This is a genomic window from Bacteroides zhangwenhongii (assembly GCF_009193325.2).
Classification (GTDB): Bacteria; Bacteroidota; Bacteroidia; order Bacteroidales; family Bacteroidaceae; genus Bacteroides; species Bacteroides zhangwenhongii.
Genome location: NZ_CP059856.1, coordinates 4175343 through 4196335, shown reverse-complemented (window position 1 = coordinate 4196335; position 20993 = coordinate 4175343). Strand labels below are relative to the sequence as shown.

Here is a 20993-nt window from a genome sequence, read left to right as displayed (position 1 = left end):
CCCTCCGTATCTACAAGAGAAAGATTTCTGAATTCTAACCCTAAATTATTCTTTTACAATAACACTAACCGAACCATAAATACAGTACTTTTGCAAGTGCAACAAGGAGATAGTAATAGAGAAAATAATATCAGATCGATGGAACTGCAACAGCTACCCATTCATTTCGCCCCATTACAAGGCTATACAGAAGCATTTTACCGCAATGCGCATGCTACCGTTTTCGGTGGTATAGACACTTATTATACCCCGTTTGTACGAATTGAGAAGGAAAGTTTCAGGAATAAAGACGTCAGAGAGATTGATTTCGCAAACAATCATGTGCCGCATTTAGTTCCTCAACTGATTGCTCCGTCCGCAGAAAAAGCGGAGACCATTCTTTCCCTTTTCATTGAAAAAGGATATGGCGAAGCAGACATCAATCTGGGATGTCCTTTCCCTCTTTTAGCCAAACGGCATAACGGCTCGGGAATACTTCCTTATCCAGAAGAGGTCAAGACATTATTAGGTATAGTCGTGAAGTACCCGCAAATCCGCTTTTCCGTAAAAATGAGATTAGGCTGGGAAAATCCGGAGGAGTGTCTCGCCATCGCTCCCCTATTAAACGACCTTCCTCTAAGACAGGTAACAATGCATCCCCGCTTGGGCAAACAGCAATATAAAGGAGACGTAGACCTCAAAGGCTTTGCCGCTTTTCAAAGCGTTTGCAAACATCCGCTTATTTATAACGGTGATATAAAAAGACGGGAAGATATCCTGCGAATCCAAGAGCAATTTCCCATGCTGGCGGGAATAATGATCGGACGGGGATTACTAGCCAATCCGGCATTGGCACTGGAATACAAAGAGAACCGCACACTATCCGCCGATGAAATGAGGAACAAACTACACTCCATGCACACATCCGTATACAGCCAATATGCCGCACAATTGGAAGGAGGGGAAGGGCAACTGCTCAATAAAATGAAAACCTTCTGGGAATACCTGGCGCCTGAAGCAGACCGGAAATTGCTAAAAGCAATCCATAAAAGCGGCACACTCCAGAAGTACAACCAAGCCGTTCTTAGCTTTTTTGGTCAACGATAAGTTAATTGACGGTTATTTTTTGTAATTTTGTGCCCGTCTATAAACAAACACATGATGAAAAAATACATTCTAATCTTTCTTTGCCTGATGATGGTATCGGGCAGTTTTGCTCAAATAAAGGACTTCAAGTTCAAATTTTACGGACAGATTCGCACCGACCTCTACTACAACAGTCGCGCCAATGAAGAAACCGTAGACGGATTATTTTATATGTATCCGAAAGATAAAGTACGTGACGAAGACGGAAATGACTTGAATGGAACGCCAAGCAGCAACTTCTATACTTTATATTCACGTCTGGGAGTAGACGTGGCTGGTCCTAAACTGGGGACAGCCAAGACTTCCGCCAAAATAGAAGCTGACTTTCGGGGTACCGGTACTTCTTATTCGGTAGTCCGCCTGCGCCATGCTTATCTCAATCTGGATTGGGGGAAATCGGCCTTATTGCTCGGTCAAACTTGGCATCCACTATTTGGAGATGTTTCTCCGCAGATTCTGAATCTTTCTGTCGGAGCACCCTTCCAGCCATTCAGCCGTGCACCGCAAATTCGTTACCGCTATACTAATAAGAACTTCCAACTGACAGGAGCTGCCGTATGGCAATCCCAATATACCTCGCAAGGTATCAATCCCGATGAACCCACTAAAAGTAAAAAGAGCCACGAATACTTGAAAAACGGCTGTATTCCGGAAATTTACGTAGGAGCCGATTATAAAAACGGAGGATTCCTGATTGGTGCGGGAATCGAAATGCTGTCAATGAAACCACGAAAGGAAGCTATCGGTGGAAATGGGAAGAGATTCAAGGTAGACGAACGAATCACTACTTTATCCTATGAGGCTCACATGAAATATACCAATAAAGATTGGTTTATCGGAGCCAAAAGCGTTTTGGGCTCCAACCTTACACAAGCTTCTGGACTCGGTGGATTCAGTATTGAATCTATCGATGAACGTACAGGAGAACAGAAGTACACTCCAATTCGTGTTTCCAGCTCGTGGTTCAACCTTGTCTATGGAAAAAAGTGGAAACCGGGAATTTTCGTCGGATACGCCAAGAACTTGGGAACAAGCGACGAATTATATGCTCCGAATGGAAAGGCACAACTTTACGGAACAGGTACAAATCTCGACCAATTGGTAACGGCGGGTGCAGAACTGACTTATAATGTTCCTCACTGGAAGTTCGGACTGGAGTATACGTTAAGCACAGCATGGTATGGTTCTCTCAACCCAATGAACGGGAAAATTAAAGATGCGCATGCTGTATGCAATAACCGTATCGTAGCGGTTGCCATGTTCATGTTCTAACCTCTCTCATAAAGTTAAACTCATCCATCTGCTGTCATCCGTCACATAAAAGGGGATAAAGCATTGATAGTAAACCTGTAAGACTGTGACAGCAGTGTGTGATGGCAATGTGACAGAAGGAACTGCTGTCACACGTTGCCAGCTTATTACTGTCAATCTTATGCGGAAGGAGCTATACAGTTTCAGCCGTTAGAAACTTTAGTTTCCATACGCGGAAACTTTGGTTTCATCGGTGAGAAACTTCAGTTTCATGCGCTTGAAACTAAAGTTACAAGGCAGGAAACCAAAGTTTTCAACGTAGGGAACTACCGCTTCTCCAGCATGACTTCAAGACTTGCACCATCTTTGCAAGTGAAGCGGAGTACTGTTTGCTTCTTGTCAACGGAGAGTACTTTACAGAACGGAGTTTCCTTTATATTCCACTGTCCTTTCAACGTTACAGTTACCGGAATCTCACCACTTTCGTTATCAATCCACGGGCGGGAATAGATACTGCGCTCTACCCGCTTTCCGTCTTTATCAAAAGCCTCGTCGCTTGCACCGCGATACAATGCCAAATCCGGTTGCGATACGGTCAACAACATCTTTTCCGGAGATTCTTTGCGAATCATAACCAGGCACGAAGTATCCGTCCGCTGCAATAATCCACCGGGAAGCAACGCTTGTGGAGTTTCAAACAGTACATAAGAATAGATATTGTCCGATAAAGACTGTACGATGTGGGCATTACGGTCTTGTTGGAGAACTTTATATGCAGGCTTCTTGGCGAACGCTTGTAAGGTAACCGTACTTGTCTGCGGAAGAACAGCATACTCATAACTTCCACCTTTAGGTGCTTTTCCATGATCGACAACCAATGATACCCAATCCCCTTTCGTCTCCTTACCGGTATCCTGCATACGGGAATGTTGCGGGAACTTCTTCTCAAAACGAGCCGTAACGGGTACATAATATCCGGTTCCGAGATGATCCATCCATATTTTACCTTCACCTTGATAACCTTTCCAATAATCATGTCCCGCTTTGTCGGTTACCGCCAATTGGAATATAGTGGTTTCAGTAGGATATTCCGCATTGGCATTTTCAATATCCGAACCTAGACAAACGATTGTTTCACCGATGAAATGGAAAGATTTGCGTGCTCGGTGGGTTCCGTTATACTTATCATGTTCATGCAGCTTCATACCGAAGTTCCCATTCTCTTTCTGTTGTGACAGTCCGCCGGCAAAAGCTTCATCGGAATAAAGCATTTCTTCCATACCGGAGAATGTATCCACATTCATCACTTTCGCTTTCAACTGTTCGAGTGGAAGATGAATGGAAGTCACACCCGGCATACGGTTCCAATCGAAACCTTCCTGTTGCCATCCGCTGGTAGCAGGCGTCACAGTCTGTCCCGGAGCTGCGGTAAGAATCTGTAAACTTCCATGTGCCAGATAACGACCATAAAGATTATGTCCCAGATAATGTTCAGCCGCCCAAAGATAGCGGGAATGTCCGCGCGCCACTGCCGACCAGTTACCGCGACGTTGTACAGAGACACAGCCATAACCCATCGCCAGATTTCCTTGAGGATCGGGTTCAGGGCGGAAACCTTCCTCTACAAGCTGCCTTGCAATCTTTTTCTCTTGCGCATTGGATACTTTCGGCATATACTCCGGTTCTTGATCATCGGAAGAAGCGCCGGACACCAAGCGCAGATAAGCGGCTGCCACTTCTTTGTCAAATTCCTCCTTTCCATCGGGGGTTCCCGCCATAGCCATCATTGCATAATGCATCGGCACTAATTTTCCTTTTCCATCGGGATGACGACCGGACAAGGCCAATGGGAAGTTTAGTTTATTGCAATAAAAACGCATGGCAAGCAACACATTCTTAACTGTTTCATGTGCCAGTTCAGAGATAGCAAATTCTGTCCGGTTGAAAAGATAAATCATATTAGTCGCTCCATCCAAACCACCGACGGCATAAGCCGGATAAAGGTTACGATGATGGAAAGCCCCCCCATCCGCCTTAAACGAACCGGCCAATCCCGGAGCCGGACGACACCCGTAATCTATCCAACGGGAAAAGGACCGCAAGTATTGTAACTTTTCAGGAGTATCTTCCATCATCAGAATGCTTGCTATACGACCGGTAGTCTGTGTATTGAATGAATCCATATCGATACCGTTACCTTCCGGCTTCGGATATACTTCATTAGTGATGGCATACCAACGCAAGGTACGTTCGGCTTCCTGCAATTTACCGGCCTCACGCAACACATCTTTCATCAGGAAATAAGCCAGATACAGACCACGGACACTATACCCGTAATGATGAATATTTCCCCAACAACTACCGTACGTCACCCCCTGATCGGTAATATGGTCATACATTGCCAGGAACTTCTTCTTCATTTCATTCTGAACTTCCGGCTTCGCCGTACTATTATTATAGGCAACGGCAATTTTCTTCATCAAGTCGAAATAAGCACGCATCTCCACACCCATCTTGGTCAGCATATCTTTGTCCCAATTCGGTATAATGCGTTCATAAGCCTCTGAAGCACGTACCATAAAAATAGGTACCCCCGAAACCTTGCCATTCTTATAGGTAATCTGATAGAAATCATATTTCTTGCGGATAGTCTGTATCTCTTTATCCGATACTTTACCTTTTGTATAATTCATGTCACGGAAACGCTTCTCCAGCAACTTCATCTCTTTTTTTTGCGCATCGTTCACCGGAGTCAGTTCGATATCCAGCTGCAACAATGAATGTTTATAGACAACCAACCAATGATTATTAGTTCCGGCATTGACAAAAGGGACTTGCAAGTCGGCTGTTTGCTGACGGGCATCTACCTTCGTAGCAGTGATCAAATGATCGATGAAAAGGCTTCCTTTTGCATTCGGAGCAACAATACGAAGCTCATTCATTCCTTCTTCCGGAGTACCCTGCATATCCCGTTCGTAGCAAACCCATGCGGCACGCCAACCGCTGAAATTGATTCCGAAAGGAAACGAAGTACATTTCTTGCCATCTTTCAAAAACTCAAACTCAATTGTTGCATCCTGAGGCTCCTCATTGTACACCCATACTATAAAAGCGGAAAGATATAAATCTTTACCCGTCGGGTCTTTCTTTTCAAACTTTAAATCCTTCTTCAATTCCAATACCCCTCCGGGCTCAAAGCCCCATTTCAACGAATGTTTTCCGTCTTTATAATGTGTATCGGAAATAGAGAGTTGCGAATTGACACCTGTTATGTAATCCGGAATCTTCGATTCCTCGAAAGAGAACATCCGCTCGTCGGTCACGACTTGCGCATGAAGAAATGCTGAACACAAAAATGAAAATAGGGTAATCACCCGTAATCTGGTAAAGAGTTGTTTCATCATGGGTATTTATATCTTATTTAGGTTTCTATATGCGGTATAAACAGTCTCAAAAAGAAGTCACTTTAAAGCCGGTAAACAACACGTGGTTTTGCAAAAGGCGCAGACCGAAATGTCCGTCTCCTTCGTTTCCGGTGAGGGTATAGCGGAATAATTCTTCACCATTCACTGCGTAAGTAGTCATTCCTTTTTCTACCCGAATCCGGATTTCATACCATTTATTGGGTACAAGCAAATGCGGCGCATCGGTATACTCCTTCAATAACGGTTTGACTTTATCAACTGCAATACCATAATATTCTCCTCTGTAACGTCGGAAACGGGTGGTGGAATTATCATTTCCCCCGTATCCAACGTAAAAAAGGTTCAATGTATTATAGTTCTTAAAGACACCGTTGCGCCACTGACTGCGAGCAAAAAGATCGTCGGGATGTTTAGGATCATTGGCAGCCCAAAAGCAATTCAAATCACTCAGACGGTCGTGCCTTCCCCCTTTCATCACCATACAGATATGGTAACTGATTTCATAATCACCCGTCAGACGCTGTGAGGACCATAGAGTCAACCCACCCGGTACAATCAGTTCCAATGTATCGGTATGTTCTATTATCTGTAAAGCATGGGATTCATCTTCTATTTTCCACTGTTTCGCAAAGACGCTAGTATGTTGAGCAAAAAGCGCCACACTATTCAAAAGAAGAAAAGTAATCAGACTGTAGCTAATAAAAAATCGCTTCATTATTTACGGTATTAGTTTAAAGATCATTCTTTCGGATACAAAGAAACCCCTCTTTTCGAAAAAAGAGGGGTTCAAATTGTACAAAATACCTCAAATAACGTATCGGGTATGCATTTGTATTACCAAGCTTTTACTATTTTCTCGTCATCCGGATGGAGATACCAATCTTTATAAGCAGCACCCTTTGAATCTAACCATTTGTAAAAATCCGGATAAGCTTCTTGAAATTTCAGCGACTTACCTTCTTTGACTTCATAGATATGACAGGTCCCGACCGGAACTTTAATTCCCCAAGTAGCACCCCTTTCATTAGAATACAAATCAGCGCCCTGCAATGAAGGAGTTTTCTGAACCAAATCATTATATGTACCCTCGTAAGCAGAAGTCGGCTCATACCCTCTCATGTGGATTTCAAAATCGTTGTTATCATGAGATGCAACGATAAAGAAGTTTTGTCGCTTCGTGTCAAGAATCAACTTTTCAAACGCTTCAAGCTGAGCCTTTCTTTCATCTCCTGTCAAACCTTCTTTACCAATCAATCGAATTTCAGCACGTAGCATAGGCAACCCTTCCCTGATATGACCAGGTGTTACCTGGAAATAATTTTTCGGTTCATCGGCTTTATCATTGTCCAATGTAGACAAACCGTTCAATGTAATGACCGTACCTTTAGTTTGGGCTTTATCTACTGTCAATTTTGCAAATCGATTGGGACCTTCCGTATCATTATTCCAACACCAATTCGGCACATCCACAATTACTTTATCAGCTGCAGAAAGCTCTTCTTTTTTCAGCTCTCTCATAGTCCCTTGTCCGCCTTTCAAAAGAAGTTTTGCCGTAATCCGATCTACATACTTACTATCCAAATCGCTCAGCACAACACCTAATGTAGTAGGATACATTCCACCGACAGCACGGACATCCAAAGTAAGCAACAGTTCCTCTTTACTCCCTTGAATAGCCATCCGTTCCTCATCTTGACACTCAGTTACTTTCAAGTCGTACTCAAAAACAACATCGTTAAAATCTTCATCATACCAGATTTCCCGATCGGTAGGCCATCCGTCCTCAAACATAACTACACCTGTGTTATGATAGAAAAGATAACCCGCATCCGTCTCACTGGTCGGTTGTACCGCATCTTCAGGAAGCGCAAGTGTAACCGATGCTATGCGGTTGGTTTCATAAAGGAAATCACTCTCATCCGCGCTACGAGTAAGAGGAGAGGATAACGCAAACTCCTTCATAGCAGTTGTTCCCGACACCGTATTATATTTCATATACACCGTCTCGCAAGCAGCAGGAACATTCAACTTAAGTGTACGGGTATTTTCCACCAGCACATCTCCGACAAGCAGACTCGCTTCCGAACCGCTTTTATCAGAATACACACTCACAAGCGCAGAAGAGTTTTTCGGGGCAGCAGTCCCTGCATCCTCATTCCCATTCTTAAACTCTGTATCGGAGCAAGAAGTCGCCATCAACATAGCCCCCATAAGGGCAAACATCCAACCTTTAATCTTCGTCATAATTCTCAAATTTAATAACCGTTTATCTTCCTTTTCTCAATTGAATGCACGCTTTATGCCATCCATAAGCAAGCCCATTCTGTTAACTAATCACAAAAATATTTAACCTACAATCATATATCAGCCCCGTCTATTTTTAATTTCTTCCCTTTCCATCGAAAATAACAAGTAGCTATAAAACTTATCGCAAAAGCCTTGCTCATCGGTGATGGATAATATATACAAGTTATTTCTTATATTTGCATAAGAACAAGACATCTCATACAACAAATGTAAGGAATTCGTTTTGAATATACAAGTTTTTGGCTAAATATATCAAAAGAAATGGAACAAGTATTATATGGAATAGATTACATAGAATATTATTTCTACTGGATATATTACAAGTTTATTGGCTATCCTTTAATAATAAGAATATGTTCGATTGCTGTAATGTTCTGCATCATTGCGTACCTATTTCTCCTATTCCATATTATATACGGTATATTTAAGAGACGTAAAGAAAAAAAGAGATACCTTCAGGCTCACGACAAATATTATGAAGAGATGAAATCCATCTCACTGGATACCAATACGATAAGCGAGCAAGAAATTGCCGATAGACTGAAGTATGATACCAAAAAACGTCCCAAAACCAACGAACTGCGTATCATCACCCAATTACTGACCGAAATCAAGAGCGCACATGAAAATGAGCTCAATGAATTGAACTATCAATCCATACAAACCGTATTTCAGATAACCCGTTTCCTCGAACATGAGCTGCAATTCGGGACTAAGAGAGCCAAGATACAAGCTCTGAAAATCATTCAATCCATTAATGGATACGCTTCTGAGGCTGTATTGGTGCGTTTCCTTTATCACCGCAAAATAGAGTTAAGGAATTCGGCACGCTATACATATATGTGGTTAAGTCAGGGAAACCCGTTCCGTTTCTTCGATGAAGACATCAGCATGAAGCTAAGGCAATGGGATATGATGGAGTTACACGCTATCCTCGAACACCGCCGGAAAGTAGGCTACAATACACCGAGTTTCATTAAATGGGTGAATACTTCGGCTGAAGAAAATGTGAAGATATTCTTCATCAATGAGATCAGACTCTATAATGAAACAGAAAGCGCCCCGACTCTCGCCAAGCAAATCAATGCCCGTTCTGTAGAAATACGAAGCGAGGCAATAAAGACGTTAGGCAAACTTAAGTACAAAGAGGTGGAGCCGAAGCTAATAGAGATGTATCATGTGCAGCCCGAAGAAGTCAAAAGGCAGATTATCACAGCTATTGCAGAACTGAAAACTGACAAGGCCTTAGGATTCCTGTACAATGCTTACGACGACGCCGACAATTGGGGAACAAAGCGAGTGATTCTGAAAGCCCTCTACGATTACAGCGCTATGGGCAGGAAAACATTCGATCAATTGGAGAGAAAAGCCGATTCTCATACAGCGATCTTATTCGCTCATACAAAACACCCGCTCATTAACCAGTTAATATAAAAAGAATATGAAAGATATACTATTTACCTTCTTCAATTATTTCGTATTCTTTTATACGAGTATGCTGGCGATATCCTTTGTCGTGTTCGCTTTCCTCTCCTTCATTTCCTTGAAACGGAGAAAAGACTACTATGTGGAAAGTTATGTGCGGAAAATTATCAAAGAATCTCCCTATACACCGGGTATTTCGGTCATTGCCCCCGCCTACAACGAAGAAAAGACCATTATCGACAATATTAATTCGATGCTTGCCCTCGAGTACCCGGCTTTCGAAGTTATTATCGTGAATGACGGTAGCACGGACAAGACTTTGGAGAAAATCACCGAACATTATGAGCTGGTAGAAGTACCATACGCATACATCGAACGAATCAAGACCAAACCGTTCAAAAGACTTCTAAAGTCTACGAATCCGAAGTACAGCCGTCTCATCGTTGTCGATAAAGAGAACGGAGGAACGAAAGCGGACGCTTCCAACGCAGGTATCAACGCCTCTTCCTATCCTTATTTTATCTGTACAGATGTGGACTGTATTCTGGAGAAATATGCATTGTACCGTTGCATTTCACCGATTATATCTTCTGACAAACAAGTGATTGCCGTGAGCGGAACCATGCTGATGGCTAACGGTTGCGTAGTGAAGGACGGACAGATTGTTGATGTCAAGACTCCGCGTACCCCTATTCCGCTTTTCCAGAACCTGGAATATATGCGTTCCTATCTGATAGGTAAGATGGGATGGTCGGCCATCAACGGGATGCCGAATGTATCCGGTGGATTCGGGCTTTTTGACCGTTCCGTAGCCATTGCGGCAGGAGGTTATGACGGTACTTCCTTTGCGGAAGACATGGACATGATTACCCGCATGGTGGGATATATGTGCGACTTCTCCCGGCCTTACAAGATAGTGCAGATACCGGACACTTGCTGTTGGACGGAAGGGCCTCCCAACCTGGCAATGCTTTACCGCCAACGCACTCGTTGGGCACGGGGATTGTTCCAGACATTGAGCGTCCATCACAAGATGATTTTCAAGAAAACCTATAAACAGATGGGATTGTTAACCCTGCCTTATATGTTTATCTTTGAATTCTTGGCACCCATCATTGAGGTTACGGGATTCGGCGTTTTCATTTATATGGCTTTTACAGGGGCTGTCAACTGGAATACGGCATGGATGATTTACCTGACCATTTACGTATTCTGCCAATTCCTGTCCATCGTGGTCATCACTTACGATTACTACGTCGGAATGCTTTATAAAAGAGGGTACGAATATTTATGGATTATCATTGCCTCCATATTGGAACCGATTTTCTACCATCCCATCATCACGTTCTGTTCTCTAAGGGGATATCTCAGTTATCTGACCAAAAGGGACTTCAAGTGGAAGAAGATGGAACGGACAGGATTCAAACAGAAGAAAGAAAACGCCAATGAGAAAGATGCCAATATCAATCCTGAGCCCGCAACAATATAAGAATGTATAAACAATAAGATAAGATGAACAGAGTATTCCTCCATAAAATTACCATATTAGGTTGTTTGCTCCTGCTGATAACCTCTTCCATCGGAAGCGACAAAGGTTTCCAGACGCCGGAGCAATATGCCCAGATCATACAGGAGCATTTTGCCAATGAAGAGTGGGAAGCGGGGAAAGCACTGTTGGATGAAGGACTTCAGAAATACCCGAAAGTCTCCGATCTTCAATGGCTCATGGGTAAATACTGGTTCCATGAGAAAGACTACGATCAGTCTCGTTACCATCTTGTCAAAGCGGTGGAGGACAATTATAATAATGTCAATGCCAAACATTTGCTGGTGGATGTCGAGGACATCACAGAAAATTACTCCAGTGCGATTTGCTATGTAAATGAGTTGCTGGAAGTAAATCCGTATTGGCGCGGATTGTGGCGCCGAAAGATTGAGCTGTACCGCAAACAGAACAACGATGTGGAAGCCGACCGTTTGCTGAGACGTATCAATCAGATTTATCCGAACGATACCATTTTACGGAAGGATTATGTATATAGCCTGGAAATGGGATATCGCCAGATGAAAAAAGGCGGTAACCGGAAGGAAGCAATCGAAAGACTGACCGAGCTCATCAAGATATCTCCCGACAATGAAGAGTTTTATCTGGACATTATCAATCTGCATTTGCAGGAAGGTAACCGGGAAGCCGCTTTAGGATGGTCGTCCAATGGATTGGCCGCTATTCCCGGAAGTTCCGCGCTTATCATCAAAAGAGCCGGAATTCTCGGTGAATTGGCACGTTTTCCGGAAGCATTGGTATTTGTACGGGAACAGATGAGAAGAAATAACAGCCCGGCAATACGACGTATGTATAACAATCTGTTGCTGGAAGCCGCCCGCTCCGAAAAGCAACGGGATCCTTATGTACTCTACGGAATGGCTTATGAAGGTGGAAACAAGGATAAGGAAGCATTGGACTATCTGCTGAATACCTCCGTGACAAGGGGATACACCGATGATGCGCTCTTCTATATCAGAGAGGCGAAGAAACAATACGGTAACACAGACAAGGGAATCTTGTATAAGGAATATATGCTTTATCGTCAAATGAATGAGGACGATCTCGCTTACTCGGCTTTAAAGAAGCTGTATGATATGTATCCCGACGATTACGACATTACTTTGGCTATGTCTTCCCTTCACATGAAGAAAGCCGAAAGACTTATGGAACTCGGCCTGTATTCGGAGGCATTGCCTCATGTATTATTCGTTTCACAAAGGCATATAGACAACGAAGTCAACGGTGCCGCATGGGAAAAAGCACTGAGTTGCTATATCAATATGAAGCGTTACAACGAAGCGCTCGCCACATTGGATACCATCACACTTCATTTCCCCGATTATGAAAACGGCACGTTGAAAAGGGCATTTATCCTCGATAAAATGGATAAAACAGAAGAAGCCTTGCAACTTTATCTGTCTGCCATCGAACAGAGTGATGAGGATATGCGCATCTTCTACGTGATAGGATACGAGGAACTGGCAATTCCTTACATCAAGAAATGTATGGAAGCGGGGGCTACGCGGAAAGCATACGATGAATCCGTCAAGCTCGTCAGTCTGAATCCATCGAGTGATTTAGGGTTACGCTATGCCATCAACTCGTCCGGATTATTGGGGAAATACGATGAATTCGAGAAATATACGGCACAAGGCATCAATTTCTATCCGGAAGAGCCATTCTATCAAGCCAAAAGGGCTACCGTATTGGACCGTGACAAGAAATACGAAGCTTCGCTGGAATTCTTGAAGCCGATACTCAACAAATATCCGAGTAATAAGGAGATTATAGGCGCTTTCTCGCAAAGCAGTGAATACCGCGCTTTGCAACTGACAAAAGCGAAAGAACCGGAGCAAGCCCTTGCGGTGCTTGACACAGCTTTACTTTTCGACAGTCAGAACAAATCTCTGAAATACACAAAGGGAGTGGTGTATGAGGCTAACAGACAAGCTGATTCCGCATACTATTATCAGAAATTCTACGAGCCTTCAATCATGGAATATCGCTCTTTCCAACGGCATTTATCGGGCTTACGAAGCATGATGCTTAAAAATGAGATAGCCCTGACTTATCTGCGTGCCCGCTATGGTGAAGAGGATATTATCACCTCTGTCGCCACAGCCGAATATACCCGGAAGAACCGGAAAAACACTTATACCGGACGCATCAACTATGCCGGAAGAAGCGGATCGGCAAGCGATAATATGGAGGCGGAGGAACAGACACCGGGAGGAGTCGGCATTCAGGTACAAGGTGAATGGACGCATCACTTCTCACCGAAATGGAGCACTACGATCAATGCCGCTTTTGCCACCAAATACTTCCCGGACATTACTGCCGATGTAGCATTGCGCCATTATCTCAAGAATGACTGGGAAATAGCGGGACACGTCGGCTACAGACGGGTAGCTGCCTACAACAAGCATTATGAGTGGAATAACGAATTCTTTGCCGGAAGCAACGGAGAAAACGGTTACATATTCACCGGATGGGATGAGTCGAAAACAAACCTGCTCACCGTTGGCGGAGAGGTAGCCAAGACCATCGAAGAGGTCCGGCTTAACGCCAAACTCGACCTTCATTTCTTTAACTCCAAATTCTATTACAATGCGCAGGTCGGTGCGAAATATTTCCCTGCCAGCGATGGAAAGACAAATATCAATGCCATGGCAAGTATCGGTTCGGCACCGGAAACGGCCGTATTAGACTATGCGTTGCCCGGTTCCTTCTCACATACCAACACAATGGTAGGTTTGGGAGGTCAATATATGGTCAGTCCCAACATTACCATCGGCCTGATGGGGACTTGGAATACCTATTATAACCAGACGAATACAGTGCGGGGAACAGATCCGCTCCATCGAATAGAAACGGTATCGACACGCTATAAAAACCTATATAATATCTATGCACAGATCTATATTTCATTCTGATAAGCTATGCCCCCTACTGGCAGGAATGATATGCGTTTGCTGCCTTTTATCCGGCTGCCGTATGCAGGCGCGCACCGAGATATTTGCCTCCAAGGAAGGCTACCTCGTCACAATCGGCGAAGACCCGACGGACAAAGATACCCGATGGGCCAAATATCTGTACGAGCACCTCAAAAAGCGTGCAAATGACGATGAAATGGTCGCTTTCGGGGTATCGGAGAAGGAAATGTGGCGTGTTATCATACACATAGATCCGACCTTGCAGGAAGGGTTCAGGATCGCTATCAAAGGATCGGATATAGAACTCACAGCTACCGATGACAGACAAATGTTATGGCTGCAATACCAATTGATAAAAAAGATAAGCAAGGAAGACCCGCGTATCGACGGCTCCGACCTTCCTCCCGCCATCATCAACCTGACAGATACCTGCGGTACGTTTGCTTTTGATTATCAAAGTATCTATTCCCCTTCCGGTTTGAATCCCGATTATACGGGAGTAATGGGACTCAACAACTTTGACGACAGTTGGGGTATATGGGGACACAACCTGAGAAAAGTATTGGGAGACAATGTAGATAAGGTATATGCTACCATCCACGGCAAGACAGACGACTCACAACTTTGTTTCTCTTCCGAAGAGATGTATCGGCAAATTGAGAGCTATATCGCAGATAATATCGGTGAAAAGGGAAGTTCTCGTTTTGTCATTGCTCCGGATGATACTCCGTACGCCTGTACTTGCGCCAGTTGCACAGCGATGGGGAATACGGAGAAGAACGCAACACCCGCCGTCACAGAACTGTTACTCCGGCTGTCGCAGCGTTTTCCCAAACATTCCTTTTTTACCATATCCTATCTGAGCACCAAACAGGTTACGGACAAACAGTTGCCGTCCAATGCAGGTATCATTGTCAGTGCCATAGACTTTCCACTCCGCCGGATAGACGGCAAGAATGCACAGGAAAAAAAGTTTATGCAACAGCTGAACCAATGGAAGAAAGTTACGAAGAACATTTATATATGGGATTACATCAACAACTTCGATGACTATCTGACACCTTTCCCCATATTGAAGATAGCCCAGCAGAGACTCCGGTTCTTCAAGCAGAACGGAGCCAGTGGCATTTTCTTCAACGGAAGCGGATACAGCTATTCTTCTTTCGATGAAATGAGGACTTTTGTACTGTCGGTACTTCTCATCAACCCGGAACTTCCCGTTGAGGAACTGGTCAGAGACTATTTCAATCAAGAGTACCCCCTATCAAAGAAATGGCTGTACGACTATTACATTAACTTGGAAAACAGCGTCCAATCCGGTAAGAAGTTAGGTATCTATGCCGGTATTGCAGAATTGGAACAGTCATTCCTCAATCCGGAGAAGTTTATCAAATTCTATGATGAAATGGGCGATTATGTTTCCGATGCGAAAGGAAAAGAGCGTAAAAAGCTCCATGAACTCCAGACAGCCTTGTCTTATACACGTCTGGAGATGGGACGCAACCACAGTTATGATCCTTACGGATATGCCCAACGAAACGGAAAACAAATCCAACCGACTCCGCAAGCGCGGAAATGGCTTACCCAACTCAAAGAACATCATGCTTTCACAGGAATGGAGTACTATAATGAATCGGCCGATGAAATCGACTACTATATAAAAGAATGGGAACAGTATATACTTGCTTCCGACATTAAAAAGAACTTATTTCTCGGAATCATGCCTTCTTCGACTCCTCCAACGGACAAAGATGGGTTGAAGAGACTCACAGACAGCACACACGGTTTACCCGGCAATTATCATTGCGGCTGGACAACTCTTCCGAAAGAAGAATATGAAATCAGTCTGCCTGTAAAAGGTATCAATAAGACAGGAAACATTTATATCAGTTTCTTAAATCTTCCCAGACATCGTTTCTACCCTCCCCGGCAAATCGAAATATCGAAGGACGGAGCAATCTATAAGACAATCAATCTGGAGACGGATGATTCCGTTGAAAAGGGCGAATTAGTTAAAACAACCACTCCGATAGATTTGAACGGGGCAGAACAGGTAAATATAAAGGTCATGGTAGCTAAAAAGCCAAGAGCCCAGATCGGTATAGATGAAATCGTATTCGTTCCATAAAAAGTAAAAATAAGGTAACCCCTAACATAAAACATCCACTATGAACAAATCGATACTTTATATCCTCTTATTAACAGTATTTCCCTTCTTCCTCTCAGGGTGTAAGAAGAAAGTACGTCCTACAACTATGGTCATAAAAGACTCGGTAAGGCATTATTATCCTATCAAACAAGGACAACAACTAGATATCATGTTCACAATCACCAACACCGGTGACGCTCCTCTGGTCATTTCGGATATCCAGCCTTCTTGTGGCTGTATCATTCTGGATAAAAGTTCACATATCATCATTCCGGAAGAGGGCATCAGACAATTCAAGGCAACCTACAACAGTATTAAGAATATAGGCGAGGTTGTTCACCGCATCCGGATTTTCGGAAATATGCTTCCCAACGGGAAAGCGGAATTGACCTTTGATGTCAATGTAGTACCGGACGCCGACTATACACGTGACTATGAGGAACTCTTCCAAGAGTTCAATGCCAAAAACGGTATTGTCAAAGAGATGGTGGACGGAAAAGAGTCCGAACTGGGATATTATGTAGGGACACCATAAACAAAGTCCCTACCGGCTATTCGCTAGGGATGTATTTCCTTGAAAGCTGCATTCTCTTCCTTTACCTGTTGTATCGTCTGTTTCAATTCAGCAATAGGCAGGTCGTAGCCGTACCATCCTGTATAGCAATCTACTACATACCATTTTCCATCAGGCAAGAGCTGGAATTCGACACGCAAGTCGACTTCCGATTCCTCATAACCGGCTTCAAACACTTTGCGATCAGGCTCGTTCAATGTGAATTTGGAAACATAAATTCCCCCCTCTTCTTGCGCGATACGTTCTTCTTTCATCGTCTCGCTATCCAATAAAGGCCATTTTTCCTTAGTAAAAGGGAATGTCTTCTCTGTTTCACCATCATCTGCCAATAAGGTAATCGGAGTTTTCAACGGGAACTTAATGCGAGTGTACTGGAATGCTGCACTGGAAGTAAACTTATCCAAAAACGGTTTGAAGTCCTCACCGGATTGCGCCACCGCCTTACCGGTGGGAATACCAGCAAACAACACTATCATCAGCAAGCAGTATACAAACTTTTTAGCTCTCATAACACGATATAAATTAAGAGTTTGATTGATGCTGCAAAGATAATGACTAGTTTGATATCTTGATTATTTGTGCCGCAAATATTCATAACCAAAACGGCAATACAGGCATTTTCTCCGGTCGCAATACTCTTTCTGCAACTGTATCAACGCCTGACTGTCCGCCGCACTGACCACCGGAAGGCCCGCCGCACTCCACGAACGGATAATATGATTGTCTTCCGCTTTCAATTCTTCCAGAAAGCGCCCGGCACGTTCGCACATTCCCTCGTCTGCCTTATGCAGTCCGTAGGTATAAAGAAAAGGAACTACCGTATTGATAATAATCAGGTCTTTTGACCGCTCTCCCATCGTTTTCTTCTTTTGCGAGGAAGTCCGGCCGAACAGATAATGACTTTCCCAATAAGAAGAAGTGCCGACCTCAAGAAGTGTCCTCACCTCCGCCAGTGTCCCTGCTTCCAGCAACCGCGAGAACAGCTTATCCCCTCTTTGATAAAGGTAGGCCAACTGAGCCAGACGAACAGTAGGAAAGTTTTCGGGACGAAGCCGGAGAAAACGCCAAAGAGTAGCATTCATCACTTGGGTGAATTCAAACTTCCGCTGCAAGTAACGGAACTCCTTGATAAGACGTAGACTATACTCATCCTCCTGCCCTTTTTTAAGAAACGAATCTTCCAACAATCCTGCCAAGCCGTAAAAGAAAGCCTCTATCTGGAACAAATCATTGCGATGTTTATCTATCGCACGGAAAGGCAACATTCCCGCCCACGTTTCAAAAGCGTCTCCATTCAAGCCGAAACCGAAATTGCGGGCAAGAGTGACAAAGAAGGCATCCTCCCAATTATGATTGCAATGCTTCAAGCGCTCCGTTATCAAACAGGCTTTTTCTTCCAAACGTTCCGTTTGCAAAGCTGTCAGCCAAGAATGGACGGTAAGTTTGGGAAGAGAGGCGAGGATAGGATAACAAGCCGGATACTGATCGGCTACACAGAGCTCATGATAGTGAGACTGCACATTTTCAGGACAAGTCAATATTAATTGCGGAATTCGCCCGCCGTCCGTGCGGGTTACCTCCATATCCGCCTCACCGACCACATGAAGAATGACCGAATCGTATGCTTTATCCTTATCGTGACCGTGACGGAGCCAATCCGAAGAGTGTATATGTATTTCTATATTTCCCACCCATAGCGTACCGTCAATCTTTAGTTTCGCATTAAAAAAGTCAGGACCGGCATTGGGATTTTGCAGACCGGAATCAATCACTTCTACCGGTAAGCCTTCAGTGGTTTGCAGTACTTTCAGAGGAAATAATTTATGTTTCCACACGTAGTGGAGAAGATGTTCCATGTTAACAAGACGTTAATGTGCACTGCAAATGTAATAAAAATCCTATCTTTGCAACTATTATTTTGAATATAAGTCAGAAAACAATGAAAATAGCACTGATCGGTTACGGAAAGATGGGCAAGGAGATAGAAAAGGTAGCCCGTAGTCGCGGACATGAAATTGTCTGCATCATCGACATCAATAATCAGGAAGACTTCGAATCGGAAGCATTCAAATCGGCTGACGTAGCCATTGAGTTTACCAATCCGATGGTAGCTTACAGTAATTATATGAAAGCCTTCAAAGCCGGTGTGAAGCTGGTATCAGGCAGCACCGGATGGATGGCCGAACATGGCGAAGAAATCAAAAAGCTCTGTACGGAAGGTGGAAAGACCCTTTTCTGGTCGTCCAACTTCAGTCTGGGAGTTACCATCTTCTCAGCTGTCAATAAGTATCTGGCTAAGATCATGAATCAGTTCCCCAATTATGACGTGACGATGAGCGAGACGCATCATATTCACAAACTGGACGCTCCGAGCGGAACAGCCATCACTCTGGCGGAAGGTATCTTACAGAATATAGACCGCAAGGACAAATGGGTGAAAGGAACATTCGCCGCACCGGACGGAAGCATTAGCGGAACCAACGACTGCGCTCCGAACGAACTTCCCATCGCTTCCATCCGTGAAGGAGAGGTGTTCGGTCTGCACACCATCCGGTACGAATCGGATGTGGACAGCATTACCCTCACACACGATGCAAAAAGTCGTGGAGGTTTTGTACTCGGAGCTGTATTGGCAGCCGAATATACAGCCCAGCACGAAGGATTCTTGGGCATGAGTGATTTATTTCCATTCTTGAACGATTAAGATTTCAGAACCTAGTTCAAATATATACCATTATGAGACAAGCCACACGCGCACAATGGATTAAATGCGCCATTGCTATTCTTCTTTATCTTGCCTTCCTTATCTGGGTACGGAGTTGGTGGGGATTGATTGTTGTTCCTTTCATTTTCGATATTTATATCACAAAGAAAGTACCTTGGTCTTTCTGGAAAAAGTCGAAGAATCCGGTTGTCCGCAGCGTGATGAGCTGGATAGACGCCATTGTTTTCGCACTGGTCGCCGTTTACTTCGTCAATATCTACATCTTCCAGAACTACCAGATTCCTTCCTCTTCGTTGGAGAAATCATTGCTGGTAGGCGATTTTCTGTACGTAAGCAAGATGAGCTACGGTCCTCGTGTGCCGAATACACCGCTTTCTATGCCGTTGGCACAACACACACTGCCCGTCTTCAACTCTAAATCATACATAGAATGGCCGCAGTGGAAATATAAACGAGTGCCGGGATTCGGCAAAGTGAAGTTGAACGATATTGTCGTATTCAATTTTCCGGCAGGTGACACGGTAGCAGTCAACTACCAACAGACAACAGATTTTTACACGCTGGCTTACGGTGAAGGACAACGTATCTATTCCAAACGAATCGATATGGACAGCTTAACCCGTGCACAGCAGCGTGCCGTATACGACCTGTACTACGCTGCCGGACGGAAACAGATTTTAAATAATCCACGTACTTACGGAGAAGTCCTCTGGCGTCCCGTAGACCGCAGAGAGAATTACGTAAAACGTTGTGTGGGTCTTCCCGGTGATACTCTCCAGATTGTCAACGGACAAGTGATGATTGACGGTAAGGCTATCGAAAACCCCGAAAACCTGCAATTCAACTATTTCGTGCAGACTACCGGTCCGTATATCCCGGAAGATATGCTCCGTGAATTGGGTATCAGCAAAGACGACCAAATGCTGATAGAAGACTCCGGCTGGGAAAACGGATTATTGGAGATGGGACTCGACAGCCGGAATGCACAAGGCAGACTGAATCCGGTATATCATTTCCCGCTCACTAAGAAGATGTATGACACGCTGTCCGGCAACAAGAAACTGATCAGCAAGATTGTGATGGAACCGGAAGATTACGCAGGCCAGATGTATCCGTTGAATCTTTACACGAAATGGGACCGCAACAACTATGGTCCTATCTGGATTCCCGCCAAAGGAGCTACCATCACGCTGACAGAAGATAATCTGCCTATCTATGAGCGTTGTATCGTAGCCTACGAAGGCAACAAACTGGAAGTGAAACCGGACGGTATCTACATCAACGGTGAAAAGACCGATCAATATACCTTCAAGATGGACTATTATTGGATGATGGGTGACAACCGTCATAATTCCGCCGATTCCCGTTATTGGGGATTCGTGCCCGAAGACCATGTGGTAGGCAAACCGATTGTCGTATGGCTGTCGCTTGATAAAGACCGCGGATGGTTTGACGGTAAGATCCGTTGGAACCGACTCTTCAAGTGGGTAGGATGATAAGTGTACGGATAGAATAGCGTGATAAGGTGATAAA

14 protein-coding genes are annotated in these 20993 nt (G+C 44.1%); 9 read left to right on the top strand and 5 right to left on the bottom strand.

Features of this window, described 5'->3' with window-relative positions; genetic code table 11:
• Positions 1 to 138: 138 nt before the first annotated feature.
• Together GD630_RS16640 and GD630_RS16635 are read left to right on the top strand one after the other, a co-directional pair.
• Entirely contained in the window at positions 139 to 1086 is a 948-nt protein-coding gene (locus GD630_RS16640; protein WP_394368238.1) for a tRNA-dihydrouridine synthase family protein, read from the top strand.
• Positions 1087 to 1140: 54 nt separating this feature from the next.
• Positions 1141 to 2397 (top strand): DcaP family trimeric outer membrane transporter, encoded by a 1257-nt coding sequence (locus GD630_RS16635; RefSeq protein ID WP_143867068.1) that lies wholly within the window; start codon positions 1141 to 1143, stop codon positions 2395 to 2397.
• 305 nt (positions 2398 to 2702) lie between these two features.
• Here the strand turns inward: GD630_RS16635 and GD630_RS16630 are convergent, their stop codons facing one another.
• From GD630_RS16630 to GD630_RS16620, 3 genes are all read right to left on the bottom strand, one after another.
• Positions 2703 to 5780, bottom strand: a complete 3078-nt coding sequence (locus GD630_RS16630; RefSeq protein WP_182505646.1) for a chondroitinase family polysaccharide lyase — start codon at positions 5778 to 5780, stop codon at positions 2703 to 2705.
• A gap of 46 nt (positions 5781 to 5826) precedes the next feature.
• Positions 5827 to 6519, bottom strand: coding sequence for a DUF6250 domain-containing protein (locus GD630_RS16625; protein ID WP_182505776.1), 693 nt, complete (start codon positions 6517 to 6519; stop codon positions 5827 to 5829).
• Positions 6520 to 6635: 116 nt separating this feature from the next.
• Positions 6636 to 8045, bottom strand: coding sequence for an LruC domain-containing protein (locus GD630_RS16620; RefSeq protein WP_143867072.1), 1410 nt, complete (start codon positions 8043 to 8045; stop codon positions 6636 to 6638).
• 324 nt (positions 8046 to 8369) lie between these two features.
• Here GD630_RS16620 and GD630_RS16615 point away from each other — a divergent pair, with 324 nt between their 5' ends.
• Genes GD630_RS16615 through GD630_RS16595 form a run of 5 tightly spaced genes read left to right on the top strand, consistent with a single transcriptional unit; the run spans position 8370 to position 16696 of the window.
• Complete coding sequence (locus tag GD630_RS16615; RefSeq protein WP_143867074.1) at positions 8370 to 9542, top strand: HEAT repeat domain-containing protein; 1173 nt, start codon at positions 8370 to 8372, stop codon at positions 9540 to 9542.
• 7 nt (positions 9543 to 9549) lie between these two features.
• Positions 9550 to 11022, top strand: coding sequence for a glycosyltransferase family 2 protein (locus GD630_RS16610; protein WP_143867076.1), 1473 nt, complete (start codon positions 9550 to 9552; stop codon positions 11020 to 11022).
• A gap of 23 nt (positions 11023 to 11045) precedes the next feature.
• Positions 11046 to 14012: a hypothetical protein gene (locus tag GD630_RS16605; protein WP_143867078.1), complete on the top strand. Its 2967-nt coding sequence runs from the start codon at positions 11046 to 11048 to the stop codon at positions 14010 to 14012.
• A complete protein-coding gene (locus tag GD630_RS16600) occupies positions 13987 to 16140 on the top strand; it encodes a DUF4838 domain-containing protein (protein WP_143867080.1) in 2154 nt (717 codons plus the stop codon). Before GD630_RS16605 ends, GD630_RS16600 begins: the two co-directional genes overlap by 26 nt.
• A gap of 40 nt (positions 16141 to 16180) precedes the next feature.
• A complete protein-coding gene (locus GD630_RS16595) occupies positions 16181 to 16696 on the top strand; it encodes a DUF1573 domain-containing protein (RefSeq protein WP_143867082.1) in 516 nt (171 codons plus the stop codon).
• A 23-nt stretch (positions 16697 to 16719) separates the two neighbouring features.
• On the opposite strand, the gene GD630_RS16590 is transcribed toward GD630_RS16595, so the two are convergent.
• The gene (locus GD630_RS16590; protein WP_007762910.1) at positions 16720 to 17244 is read right to left on the bottom strand and encodes a hypothetical protein; all 525 of its coding nucleotides are present in this window, start codon (positions 17242 to 17244) and stop codon (positions 16720 to 16722) included.
• A 63-nt stretch (positions 17245 to 17307) separates the two neighbouring features.
• Positions 17308 to 18591, bottom strand: coding sequence for a DUF2851 family protein (locus tag GD630_RS16585; protein ID WP_143867084.1), 1284 nt, complete (start codon positions 18589 to 18591; stop codon positions 17308 to 17310).
• Positions 18592 to 18674: 83 nt separating this feature from the next.
• On the opposite strand from GD630_RS16585, the gene dapB reads away from it, so the two are divergent.
• Together dapB and GD630_RS16575 are read left to right on the top strand one after the other, a co-directional pair.
• The gene (dapB, locus tag GD630_RS16580; RefSeq protein WP_007762906.1) at positions 18675 to 19439 is read left to right on the top strand and encodes a 4-hydroxy-tetrahydrodipicolinate reductase; all 765 of its coding nucleotides are present in this window, start codon (positions 18675 to 18677) and stop codon (positions 19437 to 19439) included.
• 32 nt (positions 19440 to 19471) lie between these two features.
• Positions 19472 to 20956, top strand: coding sequence for a S26 family signal peptidase (locus GD630_RS16575; protein ID WP_007762904.1), 1485 nt, complete (start codon positions 19472 to 19474; stop codon positions 20954 to 20956).
• Positions 20957 to 20993: the final 37 nt, after the last annotated feature.